Here is a 20,219-nt window from a genome sequence, read left to right on the forward strand (position 1 = left end):
ATTCACCACTACATAAAATATACATATCTCAAAAATTATAGTTTTAAAATACGAATATGCTAAAATAAGCCCAAAATAAAAGGAACTTTGCAATTTTAAGCACAACTTAAAAAAAGAAAAAAATAACCCTATTTAGTCATTTGTATGGGTAATGTTGTGGTAAAATTACAGTATGTAGAGGTTAGTTATATTTCTAAAATATAGTTTACTAAGCTTTTTTCATGCTCTAAGCCCATTTTTTTACGAAGACGATATCTTTTTACCTCTACACTACGTCCAGATATGTTTAATAATGGTGCTATTTCCTTAGAAGAAAGGTTTAGTCTTAAGTAAGCACATAAACGTAAATCGTTAGGAGTAAGTTCTGGGTGAAGTTCTTTTATTCTTTTAAGAAAATCTTTATCTGCATTATTAAATGCTTCTTCAAAAGTTTTCCAATCATCTGCATTATTAATGTTACGATCTATAGTTCTTATAACACCTTTTATTTGTTGCGGCGTTTTTGCTTCAATTAATTGCGATTTAACAACATTTAAAAATTCGTTCTTTTTAATAATACTCATTGTAGAAGATGCTAATTCTCTATTCTTAGATTTTATTTCATCTTTTAGTTTTTCATTCTTAATTTCTACAATCTTTCTTTCTGACTTTTGTTTTTTCTTTTTTAATTTTCTTTTATTTTCCTTTAGCAATAATGCTTCTTGTCTTTTATAATAGCGCTTATATTGTTTGTGAACAATTATAACAACTAAAGCAAAAAATAGGGTATAAACCATATATGCTATATATGATAAATACCACGGCCTATTCACTATAAAAGTTTTATTTACTGCTTCCGTTATATCGTTATTTACCTTTGCTTTTACACTAAAAGTATATTCCCCATAGGGCAAGTTTTCAAAACTTATATCTGTTTTTTTTGTCCACATACTCCACTCTGCATGTTCCTTTGAGAGTTTATATTTGTACGTAACCTCTTCATATTTATTATACTCCGGCACATTGTAGGAAAAAGAAATGTTATTTTCTTTAAAGTCTAATTCTTGTATACTGTTAAGAGGCAAATTTTGTTGAAGAACATCTCCTGGATTTTTTTGCATTTTGGTTATGCTTACAGTATATGTTTTTTCTTTTAATTTATTAAGATCTAGAGTTACATAACCATTTGATGTTCCTATTATATAGTTATTTTTTGAAATTGGTGTAATAGATTCAAAACCATATACTCCCATATTTTTTCTAAAATAGGCTGGAACAGGAATTTCTACAACCTCATACCCATTATTTAGTTGTGATTGGGTTAAACTTAGAATATTATTATCTGAAAAACCCCATAAACGATTATTTGTAGTATCTGAAATTAAAACTCCAAAAGGAGCAAACTCTCTCTCAAAAAATTTTGGATTTAATTCTTTATCTAAATCAAAGCTCTCTTTATCCTTATTAAAAGAAAACATACCATCACTAGTAGTGTATATAATTTTATTATTAAAACTTACTAGGCTTGCACCACTACCAAAGGGTACTTGACTCGTTGTTTTCACTACCTTTTTAAAGTCTTTATCTAACTGTAATACAAATACCCCTTTATTCTCATGATTAACTACAATTTTAGTGTTATTAACCCATTCAAAAAAACGAGTAGCAATATCAAAACCTTCAATTTTATTTCTAAAAATCCAAGAATTATCTTTTTTTTCTAAAACACTTATACCTTGGTAATTTCCTTGTAATAATAAATTGGGATTATGCTTAAATGCTTTAATATCCCATGTGCCAGGTATATTTGAAATTAATTTGGCTTTCTTATTTGTAATTTGATAAGTGCCATTATTATGTCCACAAAATAAATTATCCTCAATTATACGTAATGCCCAAACTTGCCCTTGTGTATTAGGCATAAATTTATATTCCTCTTCTTCATTATTTTTCTTATAAAATACACCTTGGTTGGTTCCTAAGTATAAATAATTTTTATAAACAATAGAGGAATATACCTGGCCAAGGTTACCTACCTTGTCTATATACTCTTTAAAAGGAGAATTTAAATTTATAACACAAATACCATTATCTAATGCCAACCACAAGTTATTTTCTTGATCCTCAAAAATGGATAAAACCGTATTATTATTTAATCCTTTTTGCTGATTTATAGCATTAACTAGCTTTCCATCTTTATTAACCTGGTAAATACCGTTAGATATAGTACCCAAAACAAAACTTTCATCTTGTAACTGTAACGTACTATATATATTTATTTTTTTCTTTTTGGAAAGTTTATCTAAATCTGTAACCCAAGGCTCTAATTTTCCATTTTTTACAGAATAAAATTTTCCTTTTTCCGAAACAAGTGTTAGCACATTATCTTTTAAATAAACACCTACAATACTATTCTCTTTAATTACAGAATCGTCTGAAACTAATACCGCAGTTCCGTTATCTATTTTAAAGAGTCCTACTCCACTTTTTTGAAAATAAATAGATTTACCAACTTTAAAAATTTGTGCTCTTTTAGAATTCGAAGCTATTGTTCTTACAGAAGAATCTTTTGTGTTATATATATAAATTTGATTTAATGACTGAAATAATATCCAATTTTGATATTCCACAATATTCCAAAACTGCTCGTCTTCTATTAAAGAAATGTTAGACTTAGAAGAAATAGATTGATACTCTAAAACTCCTAGGTTATTTTTTTTCCAGAAGCCAAATTCCATATAGCAACCCGTATATATTTTATCCCCTATTGCTTTAACAGAACGTATAACAGAACCGTTTGGCGAACTATAAAGTTCCCAAGTAGCGCCATTAAAAACTAATAGACCACTATTATTAGCAACATAAATATATTTTTCTTTAGATTGTGTAATAGACCAGTTCTGGTTGGCCCCACCATAAGTAACCGCAGAATAATTTTGAATAGGTGGTAACTCTTGTGAGAAGCCACAAACAAAAAGAAAATAAAAAAGTAAGAAAGTCTTATGCTTCAAAGAAAATATATTTTCTTAAAAGTATAGCTTTTATCTGTAAATAAAACAAAAAAGATTACACAATTTCGGCATTTAGTCCTGCTTGCAAAAGGCGTGTACACCGCGGTTTTAAATCTTTAAACTCTCCAGTTTTAACCGTGCATTTTCCATTATAATGCACTATTAATGAACATTGCTCAGCTTGTTCCGAAGTGTGGTCACAAACAGCAATTAGAGTATCTATTACATGATCAAAAGTATTTACTTCATCATTAAATAGAACAATTTCGTTTTGCTTTACCGTTTCTTCTTCTAGTAATAATTCTTCTGATAGTTCTTCTCTAGTGCTCATAATAATAGAGTTTTATTACAACTAAAATACATATTTTGCAGCTACCCAATTATTTTTTTCCAGGTTTTTTTCAAACTTTAACGAATATTCATGGCACCTAGAAGTAATCCTATCTAAATCTTCTAAATAAAAACCACTAAGAAATAAAGTACCGCCAGAGTTTAAACTTTTTACATAAGCAGGAATATCTTCTAGTAAGATATTTCTATTAATATTCGCTATAATAACATCAAACTTTTTGTCTGTTAATAGACTAGCATTCCCTTCAAAAACCTGAATGTTAGGAAAACCGTTACGTTCTACATTTTCTTTAGCATTTAAATAACACCAATTGTCTATATCTATAGCTTCTACAGGAGAAGCCCCTTTCATAGCTGCTAAGATTGCTAATACACCTGTACCACTACCCATATCTAAAACCGATTTTCCCATAAAATCATTTTCTAATATATGAGAAAGCATCATAAATGTAGTTTCATGATGTCCTGTTCCAAAACTCATCTTAGGCTCAATAACAATATCATATTCTACTTTAGGTGCATCATGAAAAGGAGCTCTAACTACACAAGCGTCTCCTACCTGTATGGGTTTAAAATTCTCTTCCCAAGTAGCATTCCAATTTTCTTGTTCTATTTCTTTTACTTTATACGCTATTTTAAAGTTTTCATTTTTTAAAATAGAAATAGCATCTACCATAGCTTCTTTCCAATCTGTTTTTTGTATGTATGCTAAAACGCCATTTTCATTTTCCACAAAACTTTCAAAGCCTATTTCTCCTAATTCTGCAATTAAAATATCGGATGTTGGTTGTACAGGAAAAACTGTAAAAGCGTATTCTATATATATGATATTTGCCATACTTATGTACATGAAGTGTATTAAAAAAAGCTGTTTAGAAGATAGCTCCTAAACAGCTTTTACATATTTATTCTAAAACTAAATAGCTTTAATGATATCTACAAAATTATCGGCAACTAATGCAGCTCCTCCAATTAAACCACCATCTACATCTGGTTTAGAAAATATCTCTTCTGCGTTCGCTGGTTTTACACTTCCGCCATATAAAATAGAAACATTGTTTGCTATTTCTTCATTATACGCCTCTGTTATTGTTTTACGAATAAAAGCATGCATTTCTTGTGCTTGATCTGCAGAAGCTGTTTCTCCTGTACCAATAGCCCATACTGGCTCATAAGCCAATATAATAGAACTCCAAGCACTAGCATCTAAAGAAAATAATGCGTTTTTAATTTGGCTTTCTACAACTTTAAAATGGTTTTCAGACTTTCTATCTGCTAACTCTTCTCCAAAGCAAAACATTACACGCAAATTCTTAGCTAAAGCTGCTTTTACTTTTTTCTCTAAAATTTCATCCGTCTCTCCAAAATAAGCTCTTCTTTCTGAGTGTCCTAAAATAACCGTATCTACTCCAATACTTACTAACATATCTCCAGAAATTTCTCCTGTATATGCACCACTTTCTGCAAAATGCATGTTTTGTGCTATAGCGTTAATTGTAGAAGACTCTAAGCTATGTACTGCAGATGCTAAATTTACAAAAGTAGGTGCTACCATAACTTCTGCATTAGTATCTGGTAATTTAGCTGCAAGCTCTGTTAATAAAGCTTCTGTTTCTGCTAAATTTTTATTCATTTTCCAATTTCCGGCTACTATTTTACTTCTCATTTTATTTATTTTGTAAGTTGTTTTATAATCTCTTTATCTCCTGCCTTAATGGCTTTATATAACTTTATGGTACCATCCTTATCTATCACCATATAACGAGGAATCCAATCCAAATCTATAGCAGTAAACAAATCGGACTTCCATCCTTTACTTGCCCAATAATGGGTTCCATCTTCTATTCCTAATTTTTTTATTCCTTTCTTCCAACTTTCTTTTGTTCTATCTAAAGATATATATAGAAAAGGCACCTCCTTAAAATCATTTTTCAGTTTCTTTACTGTAGGCATACCAACAACACAATCTTTACACCAAGAAGCCCAAATATCTATTAAAACAACTTTACCTTTAAATGCCTCTAAAACATCTTCAAAAGTATCTTCTCCTCCTTTTAAATTAACTAATTTATCTTGTAAAGCCTTTTCTGAAAAAGTTTTTTCTTGAGCATTAATGCTCATTAAATTTGCATATAAAAAAACAAGTCCTATTAAAATTTTTCTCATAAGTAATTAATTAAAAACTAGTTCTTCTAAATCGTTATAATGCACTTTCTGCTTTATTGTTCCTTTTTCTAAAACTAAAACTCCTGGATTAGAACGCACAATTGTTTTTAAAGTAATTTCATCTGTAAAGTAAAAAGGAAACTCTAAATTGTATGCTTTACTAATTTCCTGTGTTTGTTTTGGCCCAGAGGCAGACATACCTATAACCTTATACCCTTTTTTCTCTGCTGCAACAGACATTTCTTTTATTTCTACGTAAAAATCGGTATTCGTTTTTCTTAAATCATACGCAATTACCATTACCAATTTAGGTTCTTGCAATAAAGAATCTGCAAAATCCTCTCCATTTTGCTCTATAGTAAAATCGTGTATAGGTGGCTCATATCCTTTTTGAATTTCTGTTGTTTCTACATCTATAAAGTCTCCTGCAACAGTTGGATAATCTCCTTTGGTATGGTGTATTTCCTCTTCTCCATTAACCTTAAATTTCCAAGCATAATCAAAAACAGCTTCTGGAGCTCCTTTAGGAACCATCATACCTTCTTTAATATTTGCTCCTATTTTATATGGCCTAAAATCTATGACTGGTAAATGGTTTAAAACATAATATCCGTAACCAACACATAGTATTAAAGCTATTGCAACTGCAATTCTATTAGGGTAAGGTCTAAATAATGGCGTTATTAAATTTCTCTTTATAAAAAGAAATACTATTAAAATTAATAAAACAATATCTTTAGAAAAAGACTCCCAAGGGGTTAGTTTTATAGCGTCTCCAAAACAACCACAATCTGTAACTTTATTAAAATATGCAGAATAGAATGTTAAAAAAGTAAAGAAAACAATCATTAATAGAAGGTTCCACATGGTAAATTTTACACGAAAACCAACCAAGAGCATTACTCCCAGAAGTATTTCAAAAATAACTACACCTATAGATATCCATAATGCATAAGGTTCTAAAAAAGTTAAATTTAAAACTGCTTCGCTAAAATATTCTTGCAGTTTAAAAGAAAACCCTACGGGGTCATTTAACTTTATAAATCCACTTATTATAAAAAGAACCCCAACAAACAACCTACAAAAACCAACTAAATATTTCATATTATTTAGCCTTGTTTTCGTTAATATGAATCATAGCAAATACTGCATAATTAACCATATCTTGGTAATTAGCATCTATACCCTCGCTAACTATAGTTTTCCCTTTATTATCTTCTATTTGTTTTACACGCAATAGTTTTTGCAAAATTAAATCGGTTAAAGAGCTTACACGCATATCTCTCCAAGCTTCTCCATAATCATGATTTTTATTTTCCATCAACGTTTTCGTTTCCGAAATATGTTTATCATAAAGAGCTACTGCTTTTTCTAACTGCAAATCTGGTTGTTCTACCACACCAAGTTCTAATTGAATTAATGCCATAATACTATAATTAATTATGCCAATAAATTCTGAAGCTTCTCCCTCATCTACTTTACGAACCGAGTTTTGTTGTAAACTTCGTATTCTTTGTGCCTTTATAAAAATTTGGTCTGTTAAAGATGAAAGTCTAAGAATACGCCATGCGCTGCCGTAATCTTTCATCTTTTTCTGAAATAAATCTCTACAAATTTTTATAACCTCATTATATTGCTCCGAAGTATGCTGCATGTAAATCTAATTTCCGTAAATTTCGCTTAAAATATTGTAAACGTCAAAGTTCTCGATTTAATCTTTCTTTGTCAAGTAATTACAACGCTATTATTTAGTAAAATGACTATTAATTGTAACGAAAACCTTATAGATTTATCTACTCCCAAAATTATGGGTATTTTAAATGTTACTCCAGACTCTTTTTTTGATGGTGGTAAGTTTAAAAATATAGAAGATGCCCTTTTACAAACCAATAAAATGCTGCAAGATGGCGCTACTTTTATAGATATTGGCGCTTACAGCTCTAAACCTGGAGCAAATCCTGTTTCCGAAGAAGAAGAGTTAGCACGTATACTGCCTATTGTTACTCAAATACAAAGCGCTTTTCCTAATTGTATTTTATCTATAGATACTTTTAGAAGTTCTGTTGCTAAAGCATGCGTAGAAGCTGGCGCTGCTATAGTAAACGATATTTCTGGCGGAAAATTAGACCCTAATATGTTTACAACCGTTGCCGAATTGAAAATACCTTATATTTTAATGCATATGCGTGGCACTCCACAAAATATGCAGCAAAACACCACTTATGATAATTTAATAAAAGATATTATTTTTTATTTTTCGGAACAAATATATAAAGCTAAGGAAGCTGGTATTAACGATATTATTATTGACCCTGGTTTTGGTTTTGCAAAAACCGTAGAACAAAATTATGAACTTCTAAATAAGTTAGATTTACTACAAAACCTAGATGCTCCTATTTTAGCGGGACTAAGTAGAAAGTCTATGATTTACAAAACACTAAAGACCGATGCTAAAAATGCACTAAATGGAACTACGGCGCTAAACATGGTATGTTTAAACCATGGAGCCAATATTTTACGAGTACACGATGTTAAAGAAGCTGTGGAATGTGTTCAATTATTTAATGCTTTAAATAAAAACTAGAAATAGCTTATTCAAAAATAGCAGCATTACTCTCAAAGCTTTTAAACTCTAGTGCATTATTACTATAATCTAACACAAACATAGTCTGTTGTTCTCCTTTTTTGCCTTTATATCTAGTTTGGGGTTTCACTAAAAAAGTAATGTCTTTACTTTCCATTTTTTCTTGTATTTTTTTAAACTCTTCCTTTTCTAAAATACATCCAAAATGAGGAATAGGAACTTTAAGATTTTCTACCTTACCACAATAATCTAAATCCGAAATATCTTTAGAGACATGTGCCGAAAGTTGATGTCCAAAAAAATTAAAATCGACCCAATCTTTAGTTTGTCTTCCTAAAGAACACCCCAAAATATCTTGATAAAACAAAATAGTACTCTCTATATCTTTTACTTTAAATGCAAAATGAAAAACTGTATCCATACTTAATATCCTTTTTTTAATGAAACTACATTTACTAAGTTTTTTTTGTTTAAAAAATTCTGATAGTTCTCTATAATTTGTTCTGCAGCACTTTCTATATTAGTAAGACTAGCTATGTGTGGCGTAATTTTAATTCTCTCATGTTCCCAAAATGGATGTTTTTCTGGTAATGGTTCTTCTCTAAAAACATCTAACAAGGCGCCAGATAACATAGAAGAATTTAATAGTTGCAGTAAATCTTCCTCGACCAAATGTTCTCCTCTACCTACATTAATTAAATATGCATTAGTGGCTAAACTTCCAAGTGTGTCCGTATTTAAAATATCTCTTGTCTCTTTGGTTAAAGGCAAAAGGTTAATTAAAAAATTAGTATCCCTTAAACAATCCTTAAACCCTTCTTTTCCATGAAAACTAGTAACACCAGAAAGCTGTTTTTTAGAATTACTCCAACCCTTTACTTTAAAACCAAGACCAGAAAAATTCTGAGCCACATACCCTCCTATACTACCCAAACCAAGTATTGTTACTGTAACATCTTTAAAAGAAGCATACCTATGCTGCTTCCACTTTTTTTCTTTTTGTTGGGCTAAATAAAGGCTTATATTCTTAAGTTCTCCTAAAACTACTGCCGCTAGAAACTCCCACATATCTTGCGTTAGTTTAGTATCAATAATTCTAGTAACTACAGTATTTGGCTGCAGCGTTTGCGTATTAGTTATATGATCTATAGAAGCCCCTACAGACTGTACTACTTTTACATTTGGATATTTATTAAATATGTCTTTTTTAGGTTTCCAACATACTATAAAATCTACCAAAGAAGCATCTTTCACCTCTGGATAAACTTCTATGGTTACCTCTGGTAATTTTTCTTTTAATAATGTATACCAAGGATCAGGGTTCTTATTTTCAAAAATTAAAAGTATACTCATTACTAATATATTTTAGGAAGCATAGCTAGTAGCCACTTTTCATTTTAATTCTTTTTTAAAACAGATGCTATTTTCTGCCTTTACATATTCTCCAAAATTTGGAAATTTCTGGTAATTGTTCTTCTCATAAAATGCAATAGCGTAAGGCTTTTCTTTTAAAGTTTCTAATATACATTTTGTAAACCCTAACTCTAAACTCCATTTTTCCAATGCTTTTAAAACTATAGTAGCTATTCCATTTCCACGGTATGCCGTAGGAACAAACATTCTTTTAATTTCCACTTCATTTTTAGAAAATTCTTTAATTCCACCACAACCAACTGGAATATCATTTTCATCATAAGCAACCACCACATGTTTAATAGGACTAATAGTATTTAGTTTATTATAAAAAGACTTTTCTCCTTTATAATAAATTCCTAAATCCACATCTAATTCTTTAACCAATTTTCGAAAATCTTGATTATTAGAATCTGTTCTTTTAACTGTTATCATTTTTTCTACTATCAAAAATTTAAAAGCAAAGGTATGTTGAATCCTAAATAACATAAAACAGATTCATTGGTTAAAACATGAAAATTAACCGTAAAAAGTTTATTTTTAAGTAAATTAAGACAGATTCCATGGTTGATGCTATTGATATGCAATTATTGCGCTTTTTAAAAGACAATTCTAGATTGTCTTTTGCAGATTTAGGAAGAAAAATAAATCTATCTCCTTCTGCAGTAAGAGAACGTGTTCAGAAAATGGAAGACACAGGAATTATACAAAAGTATAGTATTACTATAGACAATAAAAAACTAGGTTATGATTTAGAAGCCTTTATTTTACTTAAAATTTTTCCAGGCCAACTAAAACATATTCTAGAAATAATTAAAGATTTTCCAGAAGTTAAAGAAGCACATAGAATTACTGGTAGCCAGAACATACATTTAAAAGTAGTATTAAAGAACCAAATTGCTTTACAAAAACTTTTAGACCAACTTATGGTTTTTGGAGATACGAATACATTTCTTATTTTATCAGAAATTTAGTTCTTAACATAGCATTTTAGAAAAAATAGCGTTACACTAATAATAGATTTTATTTTCCCTAATTTTACAAAAACGATTATCCATTGGATTTTTTAAATTTTATAGACTTAAGAATAACAGACATTATAGATATTATCTTAGTGGCTATTCTGCTCTATTATATTTATAAATTAATTCGAGGTTCTGTAGCCATAAATATTTTTATTGGTATTGTTATAGTCTGGGCTTTCTGGAAACTTACGGAACTTCTTGGCATGGAAATGATAAGTAGCATGGTTGGTGCTTTTATGCAAGTTGGTTTAATTGCGCTTATTATAGTTTTTCAGCAAGAAATACGAAAATTCCTTTTAATGATTGGTTCTACCAATTTTTCTAACAAACGAAACTTTGTAAAGCATTTTAAATTCTTAAAACAAGAGAGTCTTTCTACAAATGTAAATGTAGACGGCCTTATAAGTGCTTGCGATAAAATGGCAACCACTAAAACTGGAGCAATTATAGTTTTAGAGCGCAACAACTCTTTAGATTTTGTAAAATCTTCTGGAGATACCATGCACATAGAAATTAATCAGCCAATAGTAGAAAGTATATTTTATAAAAATAGCACTTTACACGATGGTGCTGCCGTTGTCTCTGGTAATTACATTGTTGCTACTCGTGTTATATTACCAGTTTCTAATGAGCGTAATATTCCTTTACGTTTTGGATTAAGACATAGAGCTGCTGTTGGTATTACCGAAAAAACAGATGCACTTGCTATTGTTGTTAGCGAAGAAACTGGTCTTATTTCTTATATTAAAAACGGAGAATTTATTCTTTACAAAGACACCCAGGAACTTATAGAAATGATTAAAGAAGACTTAGTATAATAACTACGCTACTTCTTCCGATAAAAATTGTGCTTCGTACAAATTACTATAATAGCCATTTGCATTTAGTAACTCTTTATGTGTACCAGTCTCTACAATTTTACCAGCCTCCATTACAATAATTTTATCGGCTTGTTTTATCGTTGCTAAACGGTGCGCTATAATAATTGAGGTTCTACCTTCGGTAATTTTTTCTGTAGCTCTTTGTATTAATTGCTCCGAGTAGGTATCTACAGAAGACGTTGCTTCGTCTAAAATTAAAATACTAGGATTACTTACATAAGCCCTTAAAAAAGCTATTAATTGTCTTTGTCCGCTAGATAGCATTGCACCACGTTCCTTTACATCATAACTATAACCACCAGGCAAACTAGTAACAAAATCATGCACCCCTATTTCTTTGGCAGCTGCTTCTATTTTGTCTATCGTAACCAATTTTTCTTTTAAAGAAATATTATTCTCTATGGTATCTGCAAAAAGAAAAACATCTTGTAATACTACTGCTATTTTTGCTCTTAAAGAAGGTAATTTAAAGTCTTTAATATCTATACCATCTATTAAAATAGCTCCAGAATTAATTTCATAAAATCTATTTAGTAAATTAATGATGGTAGATTTTCCTGCGCCTGTAGCCCCAACAATAGCAACAGTTTCTCCTGCTTTTACATCAAAAGAAATACCGTGTAATACCTCTTCCTCTTCTACATAACTAAAATGTACATTTTTAAAAGAAATATCGCCCTTTACATCTTCCTTTTCAATAGTACCGGTATTAGCAATATTACTATCTGTATCTAATATTTTAAACACTCTATTAGCAGCAACCATTCCCATTTGTAGGGTGTTAAATTTATCTGCAATTTGGCGTAACGGTCTAAATAACAAATCTATTAGAAAGAAAAAAGCAAAAACATCACCAACTTCATTTGCTCCTATATGTACTACATTTTGTAAAATTCCAAACCAAACTACAAGACCTATTGCTATAGAAGAAACAATTTCTGCAATAGGAAAAAAGATAGAGTTATACCAAACCGTTTTTAACCATGCATTTTTATGCTTTTCATTTATGTCTCTAAACTTAGCACTCTCTATTTTCTCTCTTGTAAAAAGCTGCACAATTTTCATACCCGTAATACGCTCTTGTACAAAAGAGTTTAAATTAGATACCTGTGTTCTTACCTCATTAAAAGCTACTTTCATTGCTTTTTGAAAAACACGTGTTGCGTATAATATTATTGGCATTAAAGCAAAAACAATAAGTGCCAATTTCCAGTTAAGGTATAGCATAACTACTGCGGCAGCTAGCATCTTTAATACATCGGCCACAATAACAAAAAAACCTTGGCTAAAAATTTCTCCAATACGCTGCATATCTGCTACGGCGCGCGTTACTAAAACCCCTAAAGAAGAAGTATCAAAATACTGCATTTTAAAGCCTAGCATCTTTTTAAAAAGGTTTACTCTAATATCTTTTATTACAGATTCTCCTAACCAGTTAGCATAATAATTAAACAGTAGTTGGCAAGTTACTTGCGCTATAAGCACTCCTACTAATGCAAGTATATAAATTCCTAATAAATCTGCATCTTTTGCTTTTATCCCATCATTAATAACACGCCCTACTAGCATAGGGGTCATTACAGCAAAAACAGATACTAATATTGCTGCAAGCGCAACACCATAAAAAGTAACCCTATAGGGCTTGGTGTGGCTCATTAATCTATTAAAAAGGCTTTTGTCAAATGCTTTTCCGGAATCTTTATCCATACTACTCTACAATTGCTTTTGGGTATAAAACTTGGGTCAAATATAACCCTTTTGCGGGTACAGAAACGCCAGCATTAGCCCTATCCTTACTTTTTATAATAGTATTAACATCTTTAACCGTTAGTTTACCTTTTCCTACCTCTAAAAGGGTACCAACAATGGCTCTAACCATATTTCTAAGAAACCTATTTGCCGTAATTGTAAATACCAAATTCTCTTTATTCTGTGTCCATTCTGCCCTGGTTATAGCACACAAATAGGTATACACATCGGTATTACTTTTAGAAAAGCACTCAAAATCTTCTTCCATAAGTAAAATTTTAGCAGCAGTATTCATTGCTGCAATATCTAAAGGCTGTTTTATATAATGTGCCGTATCACTAGCAAAAGGGTCTTTCTCTTGCCTAATCCAATATTCATAGGTACGTGCCGTGGCATTAAACCTAGCATGTGCATCGTGCTGTACAGCTACTATCTTTTGCACAGCTATATCTTCTGGTAAATAAGAGTTTAATTTATATTCTAAATTTTCAATTTCTAAAGACGCTATATCAAAATGCGCATACATTTGCTTTGCATGCACCCCTGCATCTGTTCTACCAGCACCTGTTAAAACTATGGTTTGGTTTAGTATAGTGCTCATTGCTTTTTCTAGCACCTCTTGTACCGTAATAGCATTTGGTTGGCGTTGCCATCCGTGATACTGTTTCCCGAAGTATGAAAATTGAATAAAAAATCTCAAAAGAATAGGCTAATTTTGTAAAGCTACAAAGATACTTTTTATAACCCATTTTTGCAGTATTTAAAAATTAGCATATACTTTGACAAAAATTTTACTTCTTTCAGACACACATTCTCATATAGATGATACCATTTTAAAATACGCAAAACAGGCCGATGAAATTTGGCATGCCGGAGATATTGGCTCCCTAGAAGTTACCGATGCCTTACAGAAAATAAAACCACTACGGGCTGTTCATGGTAATATAGACGACCATGTACTACAAAAAGAGTTTCCAGAAAACAACCGTTTTATGTGCGAAGGGGTAGATGTGTACATGACCCATATTGGTGGGTACCCTCCTAAATACAACATAAGAACACGCGATATTATAAAGCAAAACCCGCCTAAAATATTTATTTCTGGGCATTCTCATATTTTAAAAGTTATGATGGATAAAAAACTTGGGGTGCTACATATGAACCCTGGTGCTTGTGGCAAACATGGTTTTCACCAAATGCGTACCATGCTTAGGTTTGTTATTAACGGGGACCAAATAAAAGATTTAGAAGTAATTGAAATAGGAAAGCGTTAAATTTTAGAATACCACAAAATTATACCAAGCTTACTACTGCAATTAACACCAAATAAATTGTAGCATATACCAAAGCTTTTATTTTATACTTTTCTATTTTGTGTGTATTAACCATTACTTACATTTTACTTTGACAAGGTACTTTTTAAACCTACAATACAAGGATACGTATTATCTAAAAAATAGCACATATGTTTAAAATATACTACCAGCTACAGCTAGTATACAAAGCCGTTATCTAAACAACTTTTTAAATACCTGTTAATAATTTCTTACAAACAAATGTAGTTTATACTATATCTTCTTTTATTTTTGAGGCGCTCCCCTAGTATATTAAATAGTAACTATTAAAACTCCTGTTATTCGGGAGTTAGGCGAAATTAAAACAAAATGGAAGACTCAATATTTAGACTAAATGAAGAGGACGAAAAAAAACTGTTTGAAAACGGTCACATTGTTTTTGACTCTTCTGCTTTATTGAGTTTTTATGGTTACACAGAAAGAATTTCTGAAGAGTATTTTAACAAGGTATTTGAAGCACTCAAAGGACGTCTATGGCTCCCAGCCCAAGTTATTTATGAATTCGAAAAAAATCGAGAAAAAGTAATTACCAAACCTAAAGGTGAATATCTAAGCTTAATTAAAAGCGAAAAAAAAGATGGGGGATATTTAAGCACTGTACAAAGTTATCTTGACCTAATTAGAAAAAACTCAAGTTCAATTAAGGGACAAATAAAGACCCTTTCGGAAAGAACAATAAAAGACGACAAACACCCGCACATAGAACAAAAAAGTATTACCGAATTTAAAGAGGTACTTAAAGTATTTGAAGCAAACATTGAGATTTTAAATGAGGGTTACCAAAACCTACTCAATAACATTCAAAACCAAATAGAAAAGAAAATTAAGGATTTAGATGAAAAAACTTCATCCGATAACTTTAGAGAAAGGTTAGACAGATATTTCACTCATGGAAAAGTCTATGCTTATGAGGAAATGCTAGAGATTATAAAAGAGGGGCGATTTAGATATGAAAATGAAATACCTCCAGGGTATAAAGATGAAAAAGACAAGATAGGTTTCCAGATGTATGGCGATTTATTGCTCTGGTTTCAAGTAATTGACTACGCAAAGAAAGAACAGAGACCAATAATCTTTGTCACTAATGATGTAAAGGAAGATTGGTGGCAGCAAGATGGATATGGTCAGAATAGCAATGTTCCAAGACACGAACTCTTGTATGAGTTCAAGGATAAGAGCGGCCAAAAGATTTGGTTCTATACTATTGACAATTTAATCTATAAGTCAAATCAATACCTAAATACTGAAGTTTCAGATGATGTAATTGAAGAAATTCAAAATGTCAATATTAGTAACATTGACCAAGAATGGCTCAACCTACTTCAAGATGCATTAGACTGCGATGAAGACGTTAGAGCAAATCATAGGTATAAATACGAAGGTAAATCTCTTGGTACATGGCTTGTAGGAATAGTTCAAGCGAATAAAAAAGATAAAAAGCTTGATATAAGAGCTGAAATCGAAGATCTCGGATTTGATTATAACTTACGTGGAAGAACTCCTGAAGCTTCAACAAAAAGATTTATCAGACAGTTAGCTGCGGATGATGAACCACTCAAAGTAAATTATCAGAATTGGTTTAATCAGATTGTCGCTCCTAAAAAAGAAGATTTGACAGAAGAAACAATAGAGCAATTAAATCAAGTTTGGGAGCTAAAATTTGATGAAGAAAGATATTGGGAAATTCCTACTAAAATTAAGGACAGAGTTGATGATTGGAAAGAATTCAGGTATAACTATAAAGCTAACCCAAGAGGAAAATGGTCTACGAATGATAGAGAAATGGGTAGTGACCTTTACACTTGGGTTCTTAAAAGAAGAAAAGAGGAGGAATTAATGAGTCTAATTTTAGACCATTTTAGTCAACAAGAATTAGATGAACTCGAAGCAGAAGGCTTTGAAATAAAATAACGAATGCCTAATAATGGCTAAAAAATCATAGCTGCCCTACGGGACAGCAACGCTTCATAACCGGTACGTTGTACCTAATGCAAAAAAATGAAAAAAATAATATCCTTAATAGCATTCCTAACTATATCTATAAACATTTATGCGCAAAAACCGGATTCAATAATAGGGAATTGGGTGTTTGCAAAAGCATTAAATAAAAATATTGATGAAGCTGGTTTAGAAACTTTAAATACGCAAGTAATTGGAAAATGGAAATTTGAGTTTAATTCCAATGGAAAATTTAGTAGTTATATTATGGGAGAAAAAACAAGTGGTGAATGGAAATTAATTATGGATTCTAAAACTCTAGTTCTAACAGGTATTGAAGGTGGGCCACAGGAGTTGAAAATTTTACAATCATCAGAGAATGAATTATCCCTAAAACTTGGGCTAGGTGAGTTTTTATTGACTAGGATAAAAGAAAATAACTAATACCAACATAAGTAACCGTTGCACAAGCCATTAATTCATAAAATATAGTACTACTATAAGCCTCACTAAGAGGCTTTATTTTTGTAATATTCCTAGCTTAGACTAAGTTTTGATGGTCTTACATCTATCAAAAATAGGTTCTGAAACGTCCTTTTGATATTTATAATAAAAGCACGCTGTCCTAGCCCACTATTGGAACGTTTTTGTTCAAATTTGAGATACTACTTGAGATTGTAAGCTATCGCGGATAGATGCATCACCTTGTTGGCCTGTTTAATACCTATGGTATTTATTTTACGCATGCCCATAAACTGGGTTAAAGTGCCAAAAACGGGCTCTACCGTACTCTGGCGCTTGCCTTTCATATATCTGCCTTGTGGACTATTTACTCGCTTTATATTACGCTCATATTCTGCTCTATAGTAGGTAACACTAAACTTCTTCTCCTGAGCACTCTTGCCCAAACATCTTGTTTTTAATGGACAAGCAATACAGACATGTTTTCTTGCGCGGTACTCCTTCTTCTTTGTGCCTGTACGGTAGTCGCTAAATATTTTGGTAAAGGGTATTACCTTACCTTGTGGGCAGGTATAGTTATCTTCTATTTCATTGTAAATGAAGTCTGTTGGCCCGCCTTTGTATGTACCGTGCGGTGGAATGAAACTCTGTAAACCTTGGGTTTCTAAAAATGCATAATTCTCTCCACTACTATATCCTGTATCTGCTACGCAGTTCTCCCAATACAAGCCCTGTTGCCATAAACGACTTTGTAAGCGATTTACAATATCCGGCAGTTGTTGGTTATCCTTACCATCCGCATGGTACGCTCTAATGTCTGTTATCACATGATGGGCTGTATCTACACTGAGTTGACTCAAGTAATTTAACTTTCTTGCCTTACCTGGCTTTACGCTAATTCTAGCATCTGGATCCGTAGGGCTGTAATGTGTCTTATTACTCGTATATTTAGAGCCTTTATTGCCTGCACCTGGTCTTTGGTCTTGCGCTTTGGACCACTTCTTATTTCTGCTTGCGATTGCTCCCAACTCTTTCTCACTGGCTGTCACACTACGCTGTGATGTATCCGATTTGTCGTTCTTAGATTTACGATGAGGCACTTCTTTGTCCATAGAACTTATCGCTCGTATCTTTTTTAGATGTTCTTCCAAATCTTGCTCTGGTACTTTGAGCTCCAAAGTATCCATACTGGCATTGGCCTTTACAGGTGCTGAATCTATGGCTTGCGTGTGACCACTTACCATTCCTTTGTCTACACACAACTGTAAAATATTCGTAAATACTGCTTCAAATACAGATGCTGGAAATAGTTGACGCGTTCTACTTATAGTGCTATGCCATGGTAATTCTTCATCTATATCATAACCTAGGAAATACAAAATATCCAAACGCATAGAACAATGCGATATCAGCTTACGGTCACTAATAAGATTTTCTAAATAACCCACTAAACAAAACTTAAAAAATACTACAGGGTCTATACTCTTTTGACCGCTTTCTCCATAATATTCTCTAGTAAGCTTATATAGAAAATGTAAATCTAAAACTCCTTTTAAACGCCTGTAGAAATTCGTCTCGGGGACACGCTCACTCAACTGAAAACTATTGAAAAGCTTCTCTTGATAATCTTTTTTACCCTGCATAAATAAAGTTAATCATTTTTACTATTTTTAGCAAATGACTTGTGCAACAGGCACATAACCTATAATTAATGCGTTGGTTTGGTGTTCATTAATAAGCTTGTGTAATTTTATAAAGTCGCCAAATTGAAAATTACCCGTTAGGGAAATATTCAAATTTGAGATTTTAAACAACAAAAAAAATGCAAACAAACAATTATAACTAAGTACAAAGACGAAAACAAAAGTGCTTTTTATTCTTATACTACTCTTATATAGAAATATTTACACATTTTATACAATGAAAAAAATTACAGGCTTCTTATTCGTTTTATTGGTCTCCTTAAATGTATTTTCACAAGACGCATATATTAAATTACCACAAGCAAAAACTAAAAATCTAAGCTATATATTCAACAAAAATGTAATTGGTAATGAATCTATATTTAAAAGTTTAGGAAATACAGAACAAGAAGTAAAAGATAAAGTGGAGCAACTATCTGTTTTAATAGACAAACCAAATAGAGAAACTGCCGACTATTATAACCAAACAGAACTAGGAATATTATTTATAGATTTAAAAGAAAAACTTACCTCTAAAACACAATGGGAACTAAATGAGTTTTTTGGTTTAGATAAGCAAACGGAGGTGTATGTGGATGGTTATTTATTAGAAAGCAAAAAGTACAAAATAGCCCTAAAGGCAATTGTTGCAATGGAAATTGTGGAGCCAAACACCACAAACAGCCTTAAAACTAGAGTTTTAAATGTTTGGACATTGAAAAAAAGTGAACGATATTAAGAATAAAAAACTTTTATCCTACCAATGAACTACCAAACATTTAAACCACACTCAGATTTAGAATCTCTTATAAGTTGTTACTGGACTTTGGAAGTTCCTATACAAAAAGACCCAGAAAAACAACGGATTATTCCAGATGGTTGTATTGAAATGGCTTTTATTCTTGGAGACGATATTAAACGATATACTTCTGAAGATGAATTTATACTGCAACCTCGGGCAATGGTTCTTGGGCAAACCATTGAACCCTTTTATATTAAACCCACTGGATATGTAAATACTTTTGCTATTCGTTTTTACCCTTATGGTTTTGCTAATTTTGTTACTATGCCCATTAAAAATTTGGCAAATAAAGAAACACCCTTAAAATTATTGTTTGGAGAGAGTACTGCTAAAGAATTGGAACAAAAAATAATTAATGCAACAGATACCAAACAACGAATTTCTATTATAGAAAACTTTCTTTTAAAAAAGCTAAACACCAAAACAACTATAGATACTATTGTAAAACAAACGGTTGATGCTCTTTTATCATCCAATGGAACAGAATCTATAAAAACAATTCTAAAAGAGGACTTGTCTAAAAGAAGACAACTCGAAAGAAATTTTAAACAACAAATTGGTGTTAGCCCAAAACAATTAGGCAAAGTAATACGACTACAAACTGCCTTAAAAATGTTGTTAAACAAAAAGACTGACAACCTTACCAAAATAGCATATCAAAGTGACTATTTTGACCAATCTCATTTCACAAAAGACTTTAAAGAGTTTACAGGAGTTAACCCTAAAGAATTTTTAGGGAATGAAAACATGATGCTCTCAGCACTCTTTTATAAATAAACAAAGTGTCGCATTTTTACAATTTTAATTTATAACAAAACGTA

21 protein-coding genes are annotated in these 20,219 nt (G+C 31.4%); 8 read left to right on the forward strand and 13 right to left on the reverse strand.

Translation table 11 applies throughout. The annotated features are described in order from the left end of the window. Positions 1-185: 185 nt before the first annotated feature. The 7 genes from Q0820_RS11520 to Q0820_RS11550 form a co-directional block, all read right to left on the reverse strand. Positions 186-2,990, reverse strand: a complete 2,805-nt coding sequence (locus Q0820_RS11520; protein WP_298487788.1) for a triple tyrosine motif-containing protein — start codon at positions 2,988-2,990, stop codon at positions 186-188. A 55-nt stretch (positions 2,991-3,045) separates the two neighbouring features. Beyond that, positions 3,046-3,321 (reverse strand): ATP-dependent Clp protease adaptor ClpS, encoded by a 276-nt coding sequence (locus tag Q0820_RS11525; protein ID WP_298487789.1) that lies wholly within the window; start codon positions 3,319-3,321, stop codon positions 3,046-3,048. A gap of 21 nt (positions 3,322-3,342) precedes the next feature. Further along, positions 3,343-4,179: a 50S ribosomal protein L11 methyltransferase gene (prmA, locus tag Q0820_RS11530; protein ID WP_298487790.1), complete on the reverse strand. Its 837-nt coding sequence runs from the start codon at positions 4,177-4,179 to the stop codon at positions 3,343-3,345. 78 nt (positions 4,180-4,257) lie between these two features. Further along, positions 4,258-5,007 (reverse strand): triose-phosphate isomerase, encoded by a 750-nt coding sequence (gene tpiA, locus Q0820_RS11535; RefSeq protein ID WP_298487791.1) that lies wholly within the window; start codon positions 5,005-5,007, stop codon positions 4,258-4,260. A 5-nt stretch (positions 5,008-5,012) separates the two neighbouring features. After that, the gene (locus Q0820_RS11540) at positions 5,013-5,507 is read right to left on the reverse strand and encodes a TlpA disulfide reductase family protein (RefSeq protein ID WP_298487792.1); all 495 of its coding nucleotides are present in this window, start codon (positions 5,505-5,507) and stop codon (positions 5,013-5,015) included. Positions 5,508-5,513: 6 nt separating this feature from the next. Then, positions 5,514-6,611, reverse strand: a complete 1,098-nt coding sequence (locus Q0820_RS11545) for a BT_3928 family protein (RefSeq protein ID WP_298487793.1) — start codon at positions 6,609-6,611, stop codon at positions 5,514-5,516. Position 6,612: 1 nt separating this feature from the next. After that, complete coding sequence (locus tag Q0820_RS11550; RefSeq protein ID WP_298487794.1) at positions 6,613-7,161, reverse strand: DUF1599 domain-containing protein; 549 nt, start codon at positions 7,159-7,161, stop codon at positions 6,613-6,615. Between the two features lie 102 nt (positions 7,162-7,263). Between Q0820_RS11550 and folP the strand changes: the two genes are divergently transcribed. Then, complete coding sequence (gene folP / locus Q0820_RS11555) at positions 7,264-8,091, forward strand: dihydropteroate synthase (protein ID WP_298487795.1); 828 nt, start codon at positions 7,264-7,266, stop codon at positions 8,089-8,091. A gap of 7 nt (positions 8,092-8,098) precedes the next feature. Here the strand turns inward: folP and Q0820_RS11560 are convergent, their stop codons facing one another. The 3 genes from Q0820_RS11560 to Q0820_RS11570 are packed head-to-tail and all read right to left on the reverse strand — an operon-like array spanning position 8,099 to position 9,939. Next, a complete protein-coding gene (locus Q0820_RS11560; protein WP_298487796.1) occupies positions 8,099-8,512 on the reverse strand; it encodes a VOC family protein in 414 nt (137 codons plus the stop codon). A 2-nt stretch (positions 8,513-8,514) separates the two neighbouring features. Continuing rightward, entirely contained in the window at positions 8,515-9,444 is a 930-nt protein-coding gene (locus tag Q0820_RS11565; protein WP_298487797.1) for a glyoxylate/hydroxypyruvate reductase A, read from the reverse strand. Between the two features lie 39 nt (positions 9,445-9,483). Then, positions 9,484-9,939 carry a GNAT family N-acetyltransferase gene (locus Q0820_RS11570; protein ID WP_298487798.1) on the reverse strand — a complete coding sequence of 152 codons (456 nt, stop codon included), beginning with the start codon at positions 9,937-9,939 and terminating at the stop codon, positions 9,484-9,486. 128 nt (positions 9,940-10,067) lie between these two features. Between Q0820_RS11570 and Q0820_RS11575 the strand changes: the two genes are divergently transcribed. Both Q0820_RS11575 and Q0820_RS11580 read left to right on the forward strand, forming a co-directional pair. Beyond that, positions 10,068-10,478 (forward strand): Lrp/AsnC family transcriptional regulator, encoded by a 411-nt coding sequence (locus Q0820_RS11575; RefSeq protein WP_298487799.1) that lies wholly within the window; start codon positions 10,068-10,070, stop codon positions 10,476-10,478. A gap of 83 nt (positions 10,479-10,561) precedes the next feature. Continuing rightward, positions 10,562-11,347, forward strand: a complete 786-nt coding sequence (locus Q0820_RS11580; RefSeq protein ID WP_298487800.1) for a diadenylate cyclase — start codon at positions 10,562-10,564, stop codon at positions 11,345-11,347. Positions 11,348-11,350: 3 nt separating this feature from the next. On the opposite strand, the gene Q0820_RS11585 is transcribed toward Q0820_RS11580, so the two are convergent. Then, positions 11,351-13,117, reverse strand: coding sequence for an ABC transporter ATP-binding protein (locus tag Q0820_RS11585; protein WP_298487801.1), 1,767 nt, complete (start codon positions 13,115-13,117; stop codon positions 11,351-11,353). Between the two features lies 1 nt (position 13,118). Then, the gene (gene truA, locus Q0820_RS11590) at positions 13,119-13,859 is read right to left on the reverse strand and encodes a tRNA pseudouridine(38-40) synthase TruA (RefSeq protein WP_298487802.1); all 741 of its coding nucleotides are present in this window, start codon (positions 13,857-13,859) and stop codon (positions 13,119-13,121) included. 79 nt (positions 13,860-13,938) lie between these two features. On the opposite strand from truA, the gene Q0820_RS11595 reads away from it, so the two are divergent. The 3 genes from Q0820_RS11595 to Q0820_RS11605 all read left to right on the forward strand — a co-directional run bounded on the left by Q0820_RS11595 (position 13,939) and on the right by Q0820_RS11605 (position 16,896). Further along, positions 13,939-14,433 (forward strand): metallophosphoesterase family protein, encoded by a 495-nt coding sequence (locus Q0820_RS11595; protein WP_298487803.1) that lies wholly within the window; start codon positions 13,939-13,941, stop codon positions 14,431-14,433. Between the two features lie 390 nt (positions 14,434-14,823). Continuing rightward, positions 14,824-16,425, forward strand: a complete 1,602-nt coding sequence (locus tag Q0820_RS11600; RefSeq protein WP_298487804.1) for a PIN-like domain-containing protein — start codon at positions 14,824-14,826, stop codon at positions 16,423-16,425. 87 nt (positions 16,426-16,512) lie between these two features. Further along, positions 16,513-16,896, forward strand: coding sequence for a hypothetical protein (locus Q0820_RS11605; RefSeq protein WP_298487805.1), 384 nt, complete (start codon positions 16,513-16,515; stop codon positions 16,894-16,896). Between the two features lie 221 nt (positions 16,897-17,117). Here the strand turns inward: Q0820_RS11605 and Q0820_RS11610 are convergent, their stop codons facing one another. Then, positions 17,118-18,557: an IS1182 family transposase gene (locus tag Q0820_RS11610; protein WP_298487806.1), complete on the reverse strand. Its 1,440-nt coding sequence runs from the start codon at positions 18,555-18,557 to the stop codon at positions 17,118-17,120. 277 nt (positions 18,558-18,834) lie between these two features. Here Q0820_RS11610 and Q0820_RS11615 point away from each other — a divergent pair, with 277 nt between their 5' ends. Further along, entirely contained in the window at positions 18,835-19,335 is a 501-nt protein-coding gene (locus Q0820_RS11615) for a hypothetical protein (protein ID WP_298487807.1), read from the forward strand. 24 nt (positions 19,336-19,359) lie between these two features. Beyond that, positions 19,360-20,175, forward strand: coding sequence for a helix-turn-helix domain-containing protein (locus Q0820_RS11620; RefSeq protein ID WP_298487808.1), 816 nt, complete (start codon positions 19,360-19,362; stop codon positions 20,173-20,175). Positions 20,176-20,219: the final 44 nt, after the last annotated feature.

Source organism: uncultured Maribacter sp. (genome assembly GCF_947495965.1).
GTDB lineage: Bacteria > Bacteroidota > Bacteroidia > Flavobacteriales > Flavobacteriaceae > Maribacter_B.